Source organism: Frankia sp. Allo2 (genome assembly GCF_000733325.1).
Taxonomy (GTDB): Bacteria; Actinomycetota; Actinomycetes; order Frankiales; family Frankiaceae; genus Frankia; species Frankia casuarinae.
Map to the genome: position 1 here is coordinate 16,758 of NZ_JPHT01000004.1, position 16,351 is coordinate 33,108.

Here is a 16,351-nt window from a genome sequence, read left to right on the forward strand (position 1 = left end):
GGTGGTGAACGCGTCGCTGTGTTGGTCAGGACCAGCTCAGGACGACGATGCGGTGGCGCTTGGCGATCACCCGGCCGGGCGGAAGTGCCTCTGCCGGAGTTGTGGCCGGGTGGACGCTGATCGTGGCCGGCGACGCGTCGCGGTGGGTTCGGTTCCAGGCCTGGACCTGCGTGACGACCAGGCCGGCGAGGCGGGCGGCGTGGGGACCGTGGGCGTAGGCGCCGAACTCGTAGGTGTCGTCGCCGTCCTCGACCTTTCGCAGGGTGAGGTAGGCGAAGCTGTCCGCTTCCACGGCGGTGGGCGTGCCGATCGGGGAGACGGGGTCGACGAGCTCTCGAGCGGTCGGGGAACGGGCGCGGGAGAGCAAGCCGTAGTCGTCGAGGCTGCTGGCAAGCCACAGCAGCAGCCCGTCGAACGGTTCCATCCCGCCGAACCGCACTCCCGACCACGCCTCGACCNGCGGGGAGAGTAGCGCGGCCCGCAGTGCGGCGGCGTCGAGTTCGGGAGCCTGCTCGTCGAACCGCAGGCCCACGTCGGCATCGTGAAGCGGGACGAGGCGTTCGGGATGGGCGCCGTCGCCGCGCACGGGCACGAAGCCGGCCATCTGATGGTCGAGACTGACCAGAACGCCGTCGCGGGGGGTGAGCGCGACCGTCCGGCTCAGCCCCCGCATCCGCAGGGGAACGACGATCCGGCCGTCTGGGGCGAGCTGATCGGTCCAGGCGGGTGGGATGTCCCAGGCGCCCGCGGTGACGATGATCCGGTCGTAGGGCGCGTGCTCGGGGACGCCGTGCTCGGCGTCGGCCAGCACGACGTGGACCTGGTCGTAGCCTGCCGCTGCGAGGCAGTGGTGGGCTCGTTCGGTGACGTCGGCGTCGATGTCCATGGTCGTCACCGCACCGGTCGGGCCGACGAGTTCCGCGATCAGGGCGGCGTTGTAGCCCCCGGAGCCGACTTCGAGGACCCGCATGCCGGGGCTGATCCCGGCCTGTTCGAGCATCGTGGCCTGCAGCCAGGGAGCGGAGACCGAGCTGACGGTGATGCCGTGCTGGTCCTGCTTGGTCCGCACGATGTCGTCGGCGTAGGCGTCCTGGAGCGACACCTCGGGAGCGAACAGGTGCCGCGGCACCGCGCGGAACGCGGCCTCGACCTCCTTCNTTTTGATCGANCCCGCCGCGACGAGGTCATCCACGAGGCGGGCCCGCAGATCCTCAGGCGCGTGCTTCCCCGTCGGCTTCGGGCGGTTGTTGATGCCCGTGCGCGTCGCTCAACACCGTTCTCCTCTCGCGATCGTCGGATGGTGGGGTCTCAGCCCCAGGTGATCAGGAGCTGGGCTGATGGTTTCGTGAGGAGCCGTCCGGCCGGCGCCGAGGCGCGGCCGGCATCGGTGGGGTAGACGCGGATGGTGGGGTCCGGGCCACCGCGCCGCTCGGCGTCCCACACGCGGACGTCGTGGGTGAGCAGGTCCGCGAGCCGGTACCGGTCGGGGCCGTACGCGACAACCCCGATCTCCACGCCGGTCCCGCCCGTCGGGGTGAAGGCCAGGAAGGCGAGGCTGTCGTCCGACCAGCAGGCAGACACCCCGGCCGACGCATCCGCAGGCAGTTCGGCTCCTGCGGATGCGTCGGTGCCGTGGAGCCGGCCGTAGGTGGGCTGCACGGTGGCCAGCCACAGGTCCAGGCTCGGCAGGTCATCTGCGGAGCCGGTCGTAGGGGGCGCGGAGCGGGAACCCGAAGTACCCGTCGTTGATCAGTGCCGTGACGTCGGTGTAGCCGGCTTTGTCCAGGCAGGCGTGGGTGCGGTGGACTACGGACTGGTCGATGTCGATGGTGGTGACGTGGCCGGTTGGCCCAGTCAGCTCAGCCAGCAGCGCCGCGGTGTAGCCACCGGAACCGATCTCCAGGATCCGCTGGCCGGGTTCGACCCGGAGCTGCTCGAGCGTCGCCGCGACGGTGGAGGGCCGCGACACCGCGCTGAGCGGTGCCCCGTAGACATCCCATTTCGTGACGACGGCGTCGTCCTTGTAGGCCTCCTCGGTGCCGGCGTCGGGCAGGAACAGGTCCCGGGGCACGGCCCTCAACGCGGCTACGACCGGGGCGGAGACGGGCTCCTTCGCCAGGACAAGGTCGACCATGGCCGTGTGCAGCAGCGCGATCGACGCCTGCGTGGAAGCAGGCATCACGCCACCTCGCCGAGCAGGTCGTCGTACTCGCCCCGCTTGACCGCACGGACGAAGTCCCCGAACGCGCCGGGGGTGGTCCGCACCGACGGGCCCAGACTCGACCTGATCAACACACGGTGCCCGTCGAGGGCGACTTCGACGGCATCGGGCACCGTCGGGTCGAGCGTGGACGGGCGCCGCCATCGTGGGACGGCCGGGACAGGCATGCCGGTGGGCGCAACAGACACGGGTTCCTCGAAACGATGCGATCGGTGTGGACGGGTGGAGCCCGCCGAACCCGGGCCGCACGACTCGGCCCAGGCCCGGCGGGAGCAGAAGCGGCGACACGACACGACCCGGGGTTCATCCGCCCTGAGCTGGTGGAACGGACGGGACCGGATCGGCGTGTTCACCGCGCGCAGCACCCATGACACACTGCGCCCAAACGGAGCAACAGAACGCAACGGCTCGTTGCGTGCATGCAACAGCTCGTTGCACCCACCTGCGAAGGCGTCGACGGGGAGGCCGAAGGTGCAAGCTGGTCAGCGAAACGACGCACTCGCCAACCTGGCCGATCTGCTGCGGACACTGCGTGATCAGCATCGGACCAACAACAGCCGGCTCGAAGCCCGCACCGGCTTCAAACGCCAGCAGATCTCTCGGGCCGTCAACGGCCAGGAGATCCCGTCCGCGGACCTCGCGGACGCGCTGGACACGGCGTTGGCCGCAGCGGGAGCCATCCGGCGATTGCGGGACGAAGCTGTCAGGGAGAAGCGGGCCCGGGACCTGGGGCTCGACCCGAGCAGGCAGGAGGAACCCGTGGACGCCAACCGTCGGCAGGCGTTCGAACTCGCCGCCGCGAGCCTCGTCGCCGCCCAGATGTACCGGGAGTGGACCTCGTCCGCCCCCGATGTGCTGACCCTCGACGAGATCGACGACGCGATCAACGCGCACACCGTCGCGTTCACCGTCGAACCGCACCAGCGGCTCGCGCCGAAGGTGTGGAAGACGTGGAAGTCGGCGCACCACCACCTGATGAACGGCAGTGGCCGGGCCCGCCCGCAGACCAGGCTCACCGTCGCCGCCGGCTACGCCTCCTACATGCTGTCGCGGCTGTCGTTCAACCTCGGAGACACCCTGGCTTCGCGCCGGTTCATCCGCCTCGCCGAAGACCACGCGAGCCAGACCGACGACGTGGTGCTGACCGCGTCGGTCGGGGAGATGGTGACGACGCTGGCGTTCTACGGCCGCCGCTACCAGGAAGCCGCCGTCTCGGCTCGGAAGACCGCGGTCGTGGCGGACAACCCGTACACCCGGGCCCGGATCGCCAGCTACGAGGCGCGGGCCCTTGGCGCGCTCGGCGACGTCGAGGGCACCCGGGCGGCGTTGAACCGGATGCGCACGTCGGTCACGGACCTGTCGCTGCAGCCCGGGATCAGCCCGTTCGGCCCGGCCGCCGCCGAGATGATGTACGCCGGGGTCCTGNCCCGGATCGGCGGTGGCGTCGAGGCCGAGCCGATAGCCCGAGCCGCGCTCGCCGCCTACGAAGGAGGCCAGGCGGGCGGGTTCGAGGACTACGGCCACGCGCTGCTCGCGCTCGCGGCCAGCCTCACCGCCCGCGAACAGCCCGAGATCGACGAAGCCGCGACCATGGCCGGGAAGGTCGTCGACATGCTCGACACCCGGCCCACCGCCTCGGTCTCCGACCGGGTCGCAGAGATCGCCATAGCGTTCACCGGCCNCCCCNCCGTCGANCCCGTCCGTGACTTCTGGGACCGCTGGCAGGCACGCCCCCGCCTCGAACTGACCACGGGCCAGGCGTGACCATGACCCTCCACTACGGAACCCCGACCGTCGTCACCATCCCCACCGTGCTCACCGAACGGCTGGTGCTGCGCGGCTGGAAGGTCGTCNACCTCGACCCGTACGCGGCGATGAACGCGGACCCGGAGACGATGCGCTACCTGGACGGCACGTTCGACCGGGCCGGCACCGAGCGGCTGGTCACCCATCTGATCGGCATGTGGGCGATCCGCGGGCACGGCATGTGGGCGGTCGAGGACCGGGCCAGCGGGGAGTTCCTCGGCCGCGCCGGCACCTACTTCGCCCAGGGCTGGCCAGGCGTGGAGGTCGCGGTGTCGATCCGCCGCGACCGCTGGGGCCAAGGCCTGGGCACCGAAGCGATCACGGCGGCGCTCGACTTCGGGTTCGCCCACCTCGACGTCGACGAGCTGATCACCGCAACGCATCAGGAGAACGCGGGCATGAACATGATTGCCCGCAAGCTCGGGATGACCTTCCGTGAGATCGCCGACGTCGGCCCGTGGAAGGCGAACAACGTCCACGCGATCAGCCGTGCCTCCTGGGCCGCCAACCGACCCGAGGAGAGCAAAGGCTGACTTGCCCGCGGAACAGCTTCGTTGATCTCTGCGTCAGAGCGTCGCTGCTGTCATGGCGGTCGCGCCTGGCAGGGACAGCGCAGCGGTCCCGGCCGATGCGGTGCGCGGTGATGTTCATTTCCGTGAGCGAAACTACGTCTTCATCCTGATAAGTCGCAAAGGCCGGATAGGTCGGTTATGCCCGCCGGAGGGGGTTGCGGGCCCGCGACCTGCGAGAACAGCGTCGCCGAACGTCTCGTCCCTGGCTTTGAAGGCCTGTTCCGGGACGAATTGCGGGGGCGTGGGCGGGCTTGTCCCGGACGGCGGCATGGAGCTACGGTCGTATCCGCCCCCTTGACCGCCGGACACCGACCCGCTAGCGGGCGGCCGGTTCGGTGGGAGACGGGGTGGTGGTAGCAGCGAGGCGCTGGGACGCGTTTCCGGTCCACAGGACTGGTGACGGAGCGAGAGGGTGTCGCTGTGAGTCGGGTGGCTTGCGAGCCGCGCCCGGGAGATGGTGTCAACGTCCGCGGTCGTTGCTACAGCGGTAGCTACACCTGGCGGGACTCCCGACCGTCCGATTACAAGATCGGTACCATCCGTCCGTGCGCGTTCGCGAAAGCCTATACAGGCTGCTTGACGACCTGGCCACCTCGGNCTCCATCCGCTGACGTCCGTCGTTGTTCGCTGGCCCGGCTGTGTAGATGCCCATACCGCCGCCACTTCTCAGGAGTGGGCTGCGCTCCGCTGTCTCCACGAGTGCAGTGGCGTTCACGTTCGCTTGTGCCCGCAACGTCAGTCCCCAACTCCCGGCCTGGGAACGGACGCGGGCCATGCCGAGNCGGTCGCCACCCCGCTGTCTCCACGAGTGCAGTGGCGTTCACGTTCGCTTGTGCCCGCAACGTCAGTCCCCAACTCCCGGCCTGGGAACGGACGCGGGCCATGCCGAGACGGTCGCCACCCCGCGCGTACAGGGGAAGTCGCGCGACGTTCTAAGATCGTGTTACGCGAGTATCGGGGAGGGGTGCGCCGGGTGACGAGCCCTGACGTCGGTGTGCCGACATACGATCAGCTGCTCTGGCCGACGATCAACGCACTGCGCGATCTTGGAGGGTCCGGCGCGATCTCGGAGATTAATGAACGAGTCATCGAGCTGGAGAAGTTTAGCCCAGAGCAGCAAGATCAGCTACATGGAGACGGGCCGCGGACGGAGATCGAGTATCGGTTGGCCTGGGCTCGTACCTATCTGAAGATGATGGGCTTGACCGACAATAGCAGTCGTGGCGTTTGGACGTTGTCGGAACCAGGGCGCTCCGTTGACAGGGCAGATATTCCCAAGATCCATGCTGAAGCCAAGCGTGCTTGGGCCGCTGAACGTGCCGAGAAGGCGCGCAAGCCGGCCGATTCAGAACCCAAGGCCACCTACGAACAGGCGACGTCGGACGACGGAGAAAAAGACCAGGAAATCGCCTGGAAAGAGGAATTGCTCGAAGCGGTGATGGCGATGCCGCCCGACGCATTCGAGCGCCTTGCTCGCCGGCTCCTCCGGGAGGCCGGGTTTATCAGCGTCAATGTCACCGGCGGCACCGGCGATGGTGGCATCGATGGGCTGGGAATCTACCGTCTCTCGCTCGTCAGCTTCCCGGTATTCTTCCAATGTAAGCGGTACAAGGGAAGTGTTTCTCCGAGCGCTGTCCGAGATTTCCGGGGGGCGATGGCGGGCAGGGGAGATAAAGGGCTTCTGATCACGACGGGATCGTTCACCTCTGCCGCTCAAAAGGAGGCAACCCGCGACGGCGCTCCTCCGGTTGATCTGATCGACGGGGATAGACTCTGTGACCTCCTCCGTGAATACAACCTTGGAGTCAAGGTGGAGATCGTCCAGCACGAAAAGGCCATAGTTAACCGAAGATTCTTTGACGACATTTGAATTGAACTCGCAGAAAGCCGGCAGTCTGCGCTAACATCCGGCTCGTCCGTCGGCTCTGGATGGCGAAGTGAGTAACCCGCGGATNAGAGATCTTCGGTGGTTCGTCTGCCGGTGTCCGTGGTCGTCCGCCGGTGCCGGTCACAGGCTCGGTCTCGTCCGCCGAGTCCGTGACCGTCCGCTGGTGTTCGCGGGCTTGGCTGCCACTCTGGCTGCCGTCCACTGCGGCCTGCTCCCTGACGGATGGAGGAAGTGCGCCCAAAAGAGCGCGGCCATCTCGGCAGCATCGACTACGGCAGCAGCATCTCCTCCTGGGGGTCGTAGCAGACCAGACGCATTGATGCCGCGAGTTCGGCTGTGTAGGCGGACACCTCCTCGGCCATGCTCCACACGACGCAGAGGTAGAGGAATGGCCCGGACGGCTGGGGTGTGACCGACCACGGGGCGGTGTCGTCATCCGGCCACCGGTGCGTCAAAGCCTCACAGTAGGCGGCGATGAGGTCCGTGGCGGGCGTCTCCGGGTCGTCGTCGTAGCGCTGGAACATCTCGTTGAACGCGGACCCTGCGGCCAGATTGTCTGCTGGTCGCTCGCCTTCCCAGCTCACAAGATCGAAACTCACGGGAGCAGTCTGCCATCTGGGTACGACATGTCAGGCCAAGGGCGGTGCCGCCCTCTGTAGGCGTCTAACGGCGTGGTGCGATCGGAAGCAACCTGGTCGAAGCCAAAACGATCTCGAATGGTGACCGCAGACAGGCTCGTCGCTGGCAGGCCGGGCGGGTCGGGCTGTCGGAGGAGCGAAGCGCCCTGGCACTGGTGATGGGGCTGTCGGCTGGCGTGCCCTCTGCTCGTTTTTTGCGGCTGCCCACCGGCGTGCGCGACGAACGTCCGCAGAACCGCGTTCCGTGCCCCGGCTGGTTCACCCCACGCTGACGACCGGCGCCCTTCGTCGAACGCCTCGGATGGTCTACGCGGTGCGGGGTGCGACGGGCCCGGCGAGCACGGCCGCCAGGCCGCGCGCAGGCGGTCGCGCGGCGCGGCCCGCACCGCGACTTGATCCTAACTCGGGTAATTCGGCAGTCTCGGGCTCTCGCTGACGGGCTGGTGGTGCTCGCCGTACCGTGATCGGGTGGAGGTAGCGGTTGCTGAGCGGTTGGCGAGCGAGCTGCTGACCCCGTTGGGGGATCGGTGGCGGCATGTGCAGGCCGTGGCGGCGGCTGCTTGGGAGGTGTCCGCGGCCGTCGATCCGGAGGAGCGTGACCTGCTCGTCGCGGCGGCCTGGCTGCATGACATCGGGTACGCCCCGCCGATCGGTCACCTACGGTTCCACCCCGTGGACGGCGCCCGGTTCCTCGAATCCCACGATGCGCCGAAGCGGCTGTGCGCGCTGGTCGCGCATCACTCGTGTGCCCGGTATGAAGCCGAGGAGCGGGGGCTGACGGCGGAGCTCTCCGCGTGGGAGCTGGAGGTGTCGCCGGTGATGGACGCGCTGTGCGCCGCGGATATGACGACGGGGCCACAGGGCCAGCGGTTCACCTTCGACGAACGGATCGCGGAGATCCTGTCCCGCTACGGCGACGGCTCGATCGTCCACCGGTCGGTCACCCGGGCTCGGGCGGACCTGCAAGCCACCGTGGAACGCACGACCGCACGGCTCGTGGCGGTTCAGCCGAGGTAGGGCGTGGCCCGGTTCTCCAGGTAGTGATCGATGCGCAGGCGCATCGATGGGTGGATGTTCAGCCCGTCCAGGTCCTCGGGCGCGACGAACTTGACCTCCTTCGTCTCGCTCGAGGTGCGTAGCTCTCCGCCAAGATTGCGGGTGGTGAAGCAGAGCGAGAACTGCTGGCGGACCTCGCCGTCGTCGTAGGCCAGGACATGCCGGGGGTTGGTGTAGACCCCGATGAGTCCGGTCACCTCGATGTCGATGCCGGTCTCTTCCTTGGTCTCGCGGACGGCGGCGTCGGTGATGGACTCGCCGAGGTCCATGCCGCCGCCGGGCAGGGCCCACAGGTTGTTGTCGGTCTTGTGGACCATGAGGATCCGCCCGGCCTCGTCGGTGACCACGGCGGTGACGGACGGGACGACGCTGTTCGCCTTGGGGGCGTTCGGGTCGTTGAAGTAGTCGATCCGTGCCAAGAGGGTCAGGCTCCTTCGGTGGTGGCCCAGATGCGTTCGAAGCTGGCGGCGTAGTGGTCGAAGAGTCCGCCGGGCTGGGCGCGTAGGTGCATGACGGGGGAGTGCGCGGCGGGGGCGCCGTAGACGTGGGTGTTCACCAGCATGTCGCCGTCGAAACGGTAGATGGAGTTGTAGAGCGTGGTGGCGTGTAGCCGCAGCTCGATTCCGGGCGCGTCGCGCAACGATGCCAGGTAGGTGAGGGTGATCCGGGTTCGGGCGGCGAGTCCGTCACCGATGCCCTCCTCGTCGCCTCGCAGGGCGACGGCGGGGGAGTCCGGGTCCCCCAGGGCGTAGCGGATGTTCACGCCTTCGGCGCCTTTGCGGCGGAGAACGGCGGTGAAGTCGGCGTGCCCGTCGGGGAGGAACAGGCCAGCGATGACGAGGACGTCGACCTGGTGACGCGCACCGGCGAACAGCGTCCGCCACAGCTCGGCGGGAACGGCGGCGCGGCTGGGGTAGACGCGCACGACATCGCTCGGCACGTCCGCGGCCGGCGACCCGGGCTCGGTCCGGGGCTCGGGGACGGCGCCCGGTCTTTCGGCAAGCCCGATGCGTCCGCGGGGGATGCCGATGCCGTCGGCGATGCGCTCGAAGATCTCCAGGCTCGTGACCTGGCGGCGGCCGTTCATGATGTCGCTGACGTGGGACTGCGGCAGGCCGCACACGGCGGCTATCTGCGTCTGGGTGGCGCCGGTCCACTGGCGGTAGATCTTGAAGACGGTGCCGATGTCGCGGCGGGCGAGTGCGTCGGCCATCTCGGGTCGCTCCCAGAGTCCCGGCGGGGNCTGGGGNAACGGACGACGGACGGACACCATGGCGGCCTCCGGACGGTAGGTGCTCCGACCGTCTGTCCTCGATCGGGCGCGCAGAGCATATCCGGTCTCCGTATAGATCGGAAGTCTCGGTGTATACGGCCGGCGGCCTTCCGTGACCGGCTGTCCGGTTGGACGGTGGGCGGGCGTCGGTTCCGCTGCGCGACGGACACCTGTTGCGGGCCGGTTCCGGCGCTTTGTCGCACGCCACCGACCAGTGGAGGACGGATCGTGATGTTCGACAGGGGGAGTGGAGGTGACCCGGGTCCGCTGCTGTTCGGCATCGTCCGCTTCGAGCCGGGCGGGGACCGCCGGGTACGGGACACGGTCATCACCTTCCCCGGGGCGACAGCGGCGGATCTGTTCGCGATCGAACAGGGCTGGCACGACTACCAGGTCACCTCGCTCCGCTTCTTCGTCCACGACGTGCGGCCGGCGGCCGTCGACTGGACGAGGTATAGGTCCGATGATCTGGCGGCGCGCTTCGCGGACCGTCGGCGGTGGCCGTGAGTGCGGCGGCCCGGTCGGGTCCGTTCCTTCCGCCGGTGCCCGCGGCCGGTGACGGCGCCGGTGGTGCGGGGGAGATGCTGTCGGCGGTCGTGATGATGCCGTGGGGGCCGGACGAGTGGGCGCTCGTCGTCCAGCCGGGCTCGGACTCGGCGGATCTCATGCGGGCCGTGTCCCGGATGCCGGGCGGGTTGAAGTACTCCGAATCGTTCGGCGATGTCGACGTGGTGCTCGTCTACCGGCTGCCGGATGGCGACAGTGCGGCGGCGGGAGTCGGGGGCGAGGATCCGGGCCCGTCCCGGCGGGGATGCGGAGGTGCGGCCGTGCGGACGGCGCTCGCCCTGGGCCTGACCCGGCCCGACTCGCGGNGGATGACCCGTGGGGAGCGGGCGGCCTTCCGGGCGGGGCAGGCCGAAGCCTTCGAAGCGGTCCGCCGGACCGTGCTCGACGCGATCGGAGTACCGGTGGCCAGCACCACAGCGCCGGGCTGATTGACTCGGCGACGTTCCGGACCTCGACGGGCCGGCTCGGGCGGGAACTACTCCGCCGGGGTCGGCCCGTCGTCGTTGCCTCGGGCGCGGCCGGGCTGGGTCGCTCCGGCTGCTCCGGCGGGCGCGATGCGCTCCGAGAGGTCGGCGAGACGCTGTTCGATCCGGAGCAGGACGGCGAGAATCTGCCGGTCGGTGCCGGTTCCTGCCCCTCCTCGGCCCGCGCGGCGGCCTGATGTCGCTGCTGCCGGCTGCTCCGGCTGCTTGCCGGGAACGAGCACGCGGACCAGGTGGTCGTCCGGCCAGTCCAGGGCGCGGGCGATGGCGGCCAGCGTGGCGTCCTGGACCCGGCGGCCGTGGGCTCCGCGCTGGAGTTGGCGAAGCGTCGCGACGGACACGCCGGATGCGGTGGCGAGTGCTTGCTGTCCCATCCGCTTCTGGTTCATCCTGGCGTTGAGGGCGTCGGCGACAGCCTGCCAGTTCTCACCCTCGACCTTGCCTCGCGCCGTGTACGGCGGAACCCCCCGTTCGCTTGTCACTCGTCAAAGATAACGTTGTCGTGGAAACGCATTCTAGACGGTCACCGGATAATTTCCATCCGCACTCCGTATACATAGATACGAAAGCGCTTGGCGATCGGTTCGTGAGCGGTTCAGAGTAGGTGCTGCCCGACAGAAACCGGACTTCCGGTGGCGGGGCTGACCCTACGGAGGTAGACGGACTATGGCGATACCGCGACGCATTCCGGTGCGTTTCGAGGACGTGTTCCCGGCGGGGGCGTTCGTCCTCGGCGTGGAGGCGGCGAACGACTACGACAAGGTAAAGGCGAACGCTCCCGATCCACAGGAGCGCGACCCGAACACCGGCGAGCGGGTCTGGGCGGTCCGCGTGCTGGACCCCGACCCGGCGGCCCGGCAGGCGGAGCTGAAGGTGAAGGTCGCCGCCGCGGTGCAGCCGGTCCTGCCGGAGGCGATGCCGGGCACGCCGTTCCGGCCGGTGCAGTTCGAGGGGCTGACGATCACACCGTGGGTGGACATCAACGGGAAGTTCCCCAAGCAGGGGTACGCCCTGCGCGCGGTGGGCCTGCGGCAGGTCGGCCCGCTGCGGCGGACGGGGGCGGCGGCGTGAGCGGCGAGCCGAAGCAGTCGTACGCGACGCTCGGCCTGTCCGTCGGCGCGGACTGGTTGGTGACCTGCCACACCTACCCCGACCGCGCGCCGATCCTGGTCGTGGACGCGGGGCGGGTGAGCCTGAGCGTGTCGGCGCTGGGGCGGGAACCGGACGCCCGGCATGTCGACTTCGCGTACAAGCTGCTCGCGGCGGTCAACGACTACCTGATCGCCTACGAGAAGTTCCAGTTCGAATCCCAGGAAGCCACGGAATCCGCCGAAGCGGCGGCGGTGGCGGTAGCGGCTCCGGCTGACGACATGGCCGGGCCGCGCGCCGCGTAGTTTTCCCGCCGGTCGTCGGCATCACGAGGAAACGAATTCCCGTTTCTCGCCTTTCCCTCTTCGTTCGTCAATCCCGTCGGTCTGTGTTTCGTGCGCTCGAAAACAGGTGGTATTGCCATGTCCAGAATCAACGGTGACCAGCGATTCCCGCGGGTTCCCTCGCGGGTCGACAAGGTGCGCGTGCCGGTGTGGATGCTGCTGGTGGCGGTGGCCGGCAAGCTGCTGTGGCTGGCGCTGCGGGGCTGCTGGCGTCACCGCGTCGCCGTGGCGTTCGTGGTCGGCCTGCTTCTGGTGGTGAACCGGGTGGGGCTCGTCGGCCTGGCCGTGCTCGTCGCGGCCTTGGTCCTGGTGGCGGTCGCGTGGTGGCGGGTGCATCCGCGGTCCTTCGGGCCAGTGGCCTGGNGGGNGTGGGGACGGGCGCGGCTGACGTTCGTCTACCGGTGGCGCTGGAAGCCGGCGATGGTGCACACCGACCTGGCGATCCGCATGCCGACGTCGACCGGTGATCAGGTGACGTTCGACGAGTACTTCCCGCGGATTCGGAAGATCCGTTCGTCGCGGTCGGTGGACGTGCTGCGGGTGGAGCTGCTGCCGGGGCAGACCACTGCGGAGTGGGCGGAGCAGGCCGAAGCCTTGCGGCACGTGTTCCGGGCTCGGCGCTGCCAGGTGCGGGCGGAGACGTTTCGGTTCGTCCGGGTCTCCTTCCACCATCGGGATCCGCTGACCCGGCCGGTCACTCCGCCGGACCTGGACGACACCACCGATCCGGACGACTCCGCCGACCCTGCCGGCTCTGACCCTTCCGGAGCTGTTCCCTCCGCTCTCGTCCGCCGTGGCGGGCGTGCGTCGCGGCTGCTCGCCGGGCTGTCGGCGGTGCCCGTCGGACGGTGCGAGGACGGCCGTCCCTGGACGTTGCCGGTCCGGGGAACTCACGTGCTCGTCGCGGGGGCGACCGGGGCGGGTAAGGGCTCGGTGCTGTGGTCGCTCGTCCGCGGTCTCGGTCCGGCGGTGCGGGCGGGGCTGGTGGAGCTGTGGGTGTGCGACCCGAAGGGCGGGATGGAACTGGCGTTCGGGGAGCCGCTGTTCGCCCGGTTCGCGACCGACACCGACGCGATCGCGGATCTCCTCGACGACGCGGTGAGCGTCATGCGGGACCGGACCTTCCGGCTCGCGGGAACCACCCGGCTGCACGTCCCGACGGTCGGTGAGCCGCTGATCGTCGTGGTGGTCGATGAGATCGCTTCCCTGACGGCGTATGTGACCGACCGGGAGGTGAAGAAGCGGATCGGGGCGGCGTTGCCGCTGCTGCTTTCCCAGGGTCGGGCGCCCGGGGTTGTGGTGGTGGCGGCGGTGCAGGACCCGCGTAAGGAGGTGTTGCCGCTCCGGGAAAGGAGAGAAGTCCTGTGAACATCTTCTCGTCTGGCAACTTCGGCGCGTGGCGCACCCCCGGCGGAGACTCCCCGCTCGTCGCGACCCACAAGACCAACACCGGTGACCACGAGCTGACGATCCGGCCCGGCGCGGACGTCGGCGACCTGGCGGCGATCCTCGCGAACCTTCCCGCGGATGCCTTCTTCACCGAGCACTACGGCGACGTGAACGCGGTGCTCGTGTTCCGCCAGGTGCCTGGACTTCCGGCAATGGTCCCGGCGAACGGAAATCCATCGACGGATCCGGCGGCGGCGAACATCAGCCGTCCGTAACGGCAGTCCTGCCTGCTCTAACCACATTTTTCTTCCGTTCTCTGGTGGCGTTTCAAGCTGTCAGGGTGTCGGACGGGTCCAGGGTCGGCCGAAGGCCGATCGCGTAGCGACGCCGTAGGCGCCCTGGACGCGGCCGGCGCCCCGGCAGACCATTCCAACGCCAGAGAACGGAACGCCACCGGAACNGGGCAACGTCGCCCGCGGCCGGCGTGAACCTGTCCCGTTCTTCCGGCAAGGAGAAGTCACCCATGCCCAGTACCACCCCCGGCTCGTCGAACGGCCGGCGCAAGGAGCGCAGGAAGCGCGCCAACGGCCAGGGCTCCATCTACCAGCGCGGAGACGGCCTGTGGGTCGGCGCGGCCTACGTCCTGATGCCTGACGGGACGACCAAGCGGCGGCCGGTCTACGGCAAGTCGGAAGAGATCGTCCGCGGCAAGCTCACGGAGCTTCAGGCCAACTCGGATCAGGGCATTCCGGCGGACGCCACCGGATGGACCGTCGAACGCTTCCTGACGGTCTGGCTCGCGCAGACGGTGAAGCCGAACCGTCAGCCGAACACCTATGTCACCTATGAGAAGGCGGTTCGGCTGTACCTCATCCCGGGGCTCGGGAAGAAGCGGCTGAACAGGCTGAGCGGTGCGGACGTCCGGCAGTTCATCCGGCGGACGGAAACCACCTGCCGGTGCTGCGAAATGGGCAGGGACAAGGCGCGGCCGGAACAGGAACGGCGCTGCTGCGCGGTCGGCCAGTGCTGCAACCGCCGTCCATCGAAGCGTCAGGTTCAGGTCGTGCATGCCGTGCTCCGCAACGCGCTCCAGGCGGCGGTGCGCGAGGAACTGATCCGACGGAACGTGGCGAAGCTCGTCCAGGTCTCGACCCCTCGTTACAACGTCGACCGGGGTCTGACCGTCGAGCAGGCACACCGGCTTCTCGATGAAGCTGCCGGCAATCGGCTGTATGCGCTGCTGGTCCTGGCGCTGTTCCTCGGGATGCGCCGCGGGGAGCTGCTCGGGCTCCAGTGGTCGGACATCGACACCGACCGGGAGACGCTGACGATTCGGCACACGCTCCAGCGGGTCGGCGGGGAGCTGCGGCTGCTGCCGCCGAAGACGGAGGACTCGGAGCGCACGCTGTCGCTCCTGGGCCTGGTGGCCGACGCACTCACCGAGCATCGCAAGCTCCAGCAGGCGGAACGGGACGCGGCCGGCGACCGCTGGGTGACGACGGACCACGTCTTCACCACGAAGATCGGAACGGCGATCGAACCGGACAACCTGCGCCGCTTCTGGATGCCGCTGCGTCAGGCGGCCGGGCTCGACGGGGTCGTGTTCCACGGGCTGCGGCACACCTGCGTGACGCTGCTCCTGGACCTCGGCGTGCCGCCGCACATCGTCCGTGACATCGCGGGCCACTCGGCGATCGAGGTGACGATGACGATCTACGCGCACGCCTCGATGGGGGAGAAGCGGCGGGCTCTGGGCCGGCTCGACGGCCACCTGACCGGGCCCCGACCCTGACTCGTTGCTACACCGGTTGCTGCACGTGGGGGTGTCGGGGGGCTCGGCCCCCCGGCAGGCCTGACGAGGGGATCGAAAAGGCGCAGCATGCGAGCCTGATCCCCGAGTGCGCCCGGCAGGGATCGAACCTGCGACCTGGTGCTTAGAAGGCACTCGCTCTATCCACTGAGCTACGGGCGCGCTTGCAGGGGATGGGCCCACCGGGGAGCTACAACAGGGTAGCAAGGTTCGACCAGGCATCGAACACGCGGGGACGCGCCGTCTCCTGGGAAGGTCAAGCTCCTGGGAAGGCCGAGGTACGACGCTGAGGCGTCCGTGGCAGGTGGGCAGACGGGATGCGTCGCGGACCGGCGTGGGGTCCGAGCGTCGGCGTGCCGGTGCGCGTGGGTCCGTGGATGCGTGGCCTGTGGGCGAACCCTCGTTATCCACAGGCGACCAACCGAGGGTTTCCGAAGTCGCCGTGACGGCTCACTGTGGGAGAGGCCGTTCGCGGCCAGCCCGGCGGATCCGTCCCTGACCCGAGGAGCACGCCATGCTCGAGACGACCATCACGCTTGTCGGCAACCTGGTCGACGATCCGGATCATCGGATGACGGCCAACGGTGCGTCGATATGCACCTTCCGCCTCGCATCGACGCCCCGCCGGTTCGATCGTTCCGAGAGCCGCTGGGTCGACGGAACCACGCTGTTCCTGCGGGTCTCCTGCTGGCGCCAGCTCGCGGACAACGTCGCTGCCAGCCTCGTCCGGGGTGATCGCGCGCTCGTCTACGGCAGGCTGCGGCAGCGGTCGTTCGAGACGGGCGAAGGGGAACGGCGGGTTACCTACGAGATCGACGCGGATGCGGTCGGAACCGAGCTCACCTGGCATGCGGCTCGCTCGGAGCGACTTGCCCGTCGCCCGGGCTCCGCGGTGGTGGCGGCGGCCGCGACGGATGTTCCCAGTGATCCGTCCGCTCTGGTGGGATCCGCTCTGGTGGGATCCGAGCACGGCGCTCTGGCCGGCTTCCCGGTCGCCGGTGCGGATGCGGATGCGGATGCGGCCGGAGCGGCATCCGCCGCGACGGCCATGGCGTCGATGGCCGAGGGACCGCCGGAGGGTTCCGGGCGGCTCCAGGGCGCGGGTGCGGCGCCCGGCGAACCGCGCCCGTCCGCGGTGACGGTCGGCGATTCCCCCTGGCAGTCGTTTCCCTCCTCCCATGACCTGTCCTGACCGTCCAGCCGATGGTGGGGACCT

General features: G+C 69.1%; 20 protein-coding genes and 1 tRNA gene. 12 read left to right on the forward strand and 9 right to left on the reverse strand.

Going from position 1 to position 16,351, the window contains the following annotated elements; translation table 11 throughout:
- Positions 1-25 precede the first annotated feature (25 nt).
- The 4 genes from fxlM to ALLO2_RS04690 form a co-directional block, all read right to left on the reverse strand.
- Positions 26-1,207: a methyltransferase, FxLD system gene (gene fxlM / locus ALLO2_RS04680; protein WP_157493269.1), complete on the reverse strand. Its 1,182-nt coding sequence runs from the start codon at positions 1,205-1,207 to the stop codon at positions 26-28.
- 101 nt (positions 1,208-1,308) lie between these two features.
- The gene (locus tag ALLO2_RS26905) at positions 1,309-1,659 is read right to left on the reverse strand and encodes a hypothetical protein (protein ID WP_023840441.1); all 351 of its coding nucleotides are present in this window, start codon (positions 1,657-1,659) and stop codon (positions 1,309-1,311) included.
- Between the two features lie 31 nt (positions 1,660-1,690).
- Complete coding sequence (locus ALLO2_RS26910; protein ID WP_023840442.1) at positions 1,691-2,179, reverse strand: hypothetical protein; 489 nt, start codon at positions 2,177-2,179, stop codon at positions 1,691-1,693.
- The gene (locus ALLO2_RS04690) at positions 2,179-2,409 is read right to left on the reverse strand and encodes a DUF397 domain-containing protein (RefSeq protein WP_023840443.1); all 231 of its coding nucleotides are present in this window, start codon (positions 2,407-2,409) and stop codon (positions 2,179-2,181) included. Before ALLO2_RS04690 ends, ALLO2_RS26910 begins: the two co-directional genes overlap by 1 nt.
- A gap of 34 nt (positions 2,410-2,443) precedes the next feature.
- Between ALLO2_RS04690 and ALLO2_RS04695 the strand changes: the two genes are divergently transcribed.
- The 3 genes from ALLO2_RS04695 (at position 2,444) to ALLO2_RS04705 (ending at position 6,469) form a co-directional block, all read left to right on the forward strand.
- The gene (locus tag ALLO2_RS04695) at positions 2,444-3,985 is read left to right on the forward strand and encodes a hypothetical protein (protein ID WP_232234882.1); all 1,542 of its coding nucleotides are present in this window, start codon (positions 2,444-2,446) and stop codon (positions 3,983-3,985) included.
- Positions 3,986-3,987: 2 nt separating this feature from the next.
- On the forward strand, positions 3,988-4,560 hold the full coding sequence (locus ALLO2_RS04700; protein WP_035729994.1) for a GNAT family N-acetyltransferase: 573 nt from the start codon (positions 3,988-3,990) through the stop codon (positions 4,558-4,560).
- A 1,012-nt stretch (positions 4,561-5,572) separates the two neighbouring features.
- Positions 5,573-6,469: a restriction endonuclease gene (locus tag ALLO2_RS04705; RefSeq protein WP_023840445.1), complete on the forward strand. Its 897-nt coding sequence runs from the start codon at positions 5,573-5,575 to the stop codon at positions 6,467-6,469.
- A gap of 287 nt (positions 6,470-6,756) precedes the next feature.
- On the opposite strand, the gene ALLO2_RS04710 is transcribed toward ALLO2_RS04705, so the two are convergent.
- On the reverse strand, positions 6,757-7,086 hold the full coding sequence (locus ALLO2_RS04710) for a hypothetical protein (RefSeq protein ID WP_035730000.1): 330 nt from the start codon (positions 7,084-7,086) through the stop codon (positions 6,757-6,759).
- Between the two features lie 507 nt (positions 7,087-7,593).
- Between ALLO2_RS04710 and ALLO2_RS04715 the strand changes: the two genes are divergently transcribed.
- A complete protein-coding gene (locus tag ALLO2_RS04715; RefSeq protein ID WP_011435580.1) occupies positions 7,594-8,142 on the forward strand; it encodes an HD domain-containing protein in 549 nt (182 codons plus the stop codon).
- Here ALLO2_RS04715 and ALLO2_RS04720 read toward each other — a convergent pair.
- Together ALLO2_RS04720 and ALLO2_RS04725 are read right to left on the reverse strand one after the other, a co-directional pair.
- Positions 8,130-8,600, reverse strand: a complete 471-nt coding sequence (locus ALLO2_RS04720) for an NUDIX hydrolase (RefSeq protein WP_011435581.1) — start codon at positions 8,598-8,600, stop codon at positions 8,130-8,132. The genes ALLO2_RS04715 and ALLO2_RS04720 overlap by 13 nt on opposite strands.
- A gap of 5 nt (positions 8,601-8,605) precedes the next feature.
- A complete protein-coding gene (locus tag ALLO2_RS04725) occupies positions 8,606-9,394 on the reverse strand; it encodes a helix-turn-helix domain-containing protein (RefSeq protein WP_232234883.1) in 789 nt (262 codons plus the stop codon).
- Positions 9,395-9,685: 291 nt separating this feature from the next.
- Between ALLO2_RS04725 and ALLO2_RS25370 the strand changes: the two genes are divergently transcribed.
- Together ALLO2_RS25370 and ALLO2_RS25375 are read left to right on the forward strand one after the other, a co-directional pair.
- Positions 9,686-9,961: a hypothetical protein gene (locus ALLO2_RS25370; protein WP_023840446.1), complete on the forward strand. Its 276-nt coding sequence runs from the start codon at positions 9,686-9,688 to the stop codon at positions 9,959-9,961.
- Complete coding sequence (locus ALLO2_RS25375; RefSeq protein ID WP_232234884.1) at positions 9,952-10,449, forward strand: hypothetical protein; 498 nt, start codon at positions 9,952-9,954, stop codon at positions 10,447-10,449. The genes ALLO2_RS25370 and ALLO2_RS25375 overlap by 10 nt, the downstream gene beginning before the upstream one ends.
- Before the next feature lie 47 nt (positions 10,450-10,496).
- Here ALLO2_RS25375 and ALLO2_RS04740 read toward each other — a convergent pair whose 3' ends face one another.
- Positions 10,497-10,985 carry a helix-turn-helix transcriptional regulator gene (locus tag ALLO2_RS04740; protein WP_011435585.1) on the reverse strand — a complete coding sequence of 163 codons (489 nt, stop codon included), beginning with the start codon at positions 10,983-10,985 and terminating at the stop codon, positions 10,497-10,499.
- A 184-nt stretch (positions 10,986-11,169) separates the two neighbouring features.
- Between ALLO2_RS04740 and ALLO2_RS04745 the strand changes: the two genes are divergently transcribed.
- The 5 genes from ALLO2_RS04745 (at position 11,170) to ALLO2_RS04765 (ending at position 15,117) form a co-directional block, all read left to right on the forward strand.
- The gene (locus tag ALLO2_RS04745; protein ID WP_011435586.1) at positions 11,170-11,574 is read left to right on the forward strand and encodes a hypothetical protein; all 405 of its coding nucleotides are present in this window, start codon (positions 11,170-11,172) and stop codon (positions 11,572-11,574) included.
- A complete protein-coding gene (locus ALLO2_RS04750) occupies positions 11,571-11,897 on the forward strand; it encodes a hypothetical protein (RefSeq protein WP_011435587.1) in 327 nt (108 codons plus the stop codon). The genes ALLO2_RS04745 and ALLO2_RS04750 overlap by 4 nt, the downstream gene beginning before the upstream one ends.
- A 117-nt stretch (positions 11,898-12,014) precedes the next feature.
- The gene (locus ALLO2_RS04755; protein ID WP_369808125.1) at positions 12,015-13,304 is read left to right on the forward strand and encodes an FtsK/SpoIIIE domain-containing protein; all 1,290 of its coding nucleotides are present in this window, start codon (positions 12,015-12,017) and stop codon (positions 13,302-13,304) included.
- Complete coding sequence (locus tag ALLO2_RS04760; protein WP_011435589.1) at positions 13,301-13,600, forward strand: hypothetical protein; 300 nt, start codon at positions 13,301-13,303, stop codon at positions 13,598-13,600. The genes ALLO2_RS04755 and ALLO2_RS04760 overlap by 4 nt, the downstream gene beginning before the upstream one ends.
- A gap of 248 nt (positions 13,601-13,848) precedes the next feature.
- On the forward strand, positions 13,849-15,117 hold the full coding sequence (locus ALLO2_RS04765) for a site-specific integrase (protein WP_011435590.1): 1,269 nt from the start codon (positions 13,849-13,851) through the stop codon (positions 15,115-15,117).
- A gap of 107 nt (positions 15,118-15,224) precedes the next feature.
- Here the strand turns inward: ALLO2_RS04765 and ALLO2_RS04770 are convergent.
- Positions 15,225-15,297 (reverse strand) — tRNA-Arg (locus tag ALLO2_RS04770).
- Positions 15,298-15,649: 352 nt separating this feature from the next.
- Between ALLO2_RS04770 and ALLO2_RS23985 the strand changes: the two genes are divergently transcribed.
- The gene (locus tag ALLO2_RS23985; protein WP_011435591.1) at positions 15,650-16,327 is read left to right on the forward strand and encodes a single-stranded DNA-binding protein; all 678 of its coding nucleotides are present in this window, start codon (positions 15,650-15,652) and stop codon (positions 16,325-16,327) included.
- Positions 16,328-16,351 lie beyond the last annotated feature (24 nt).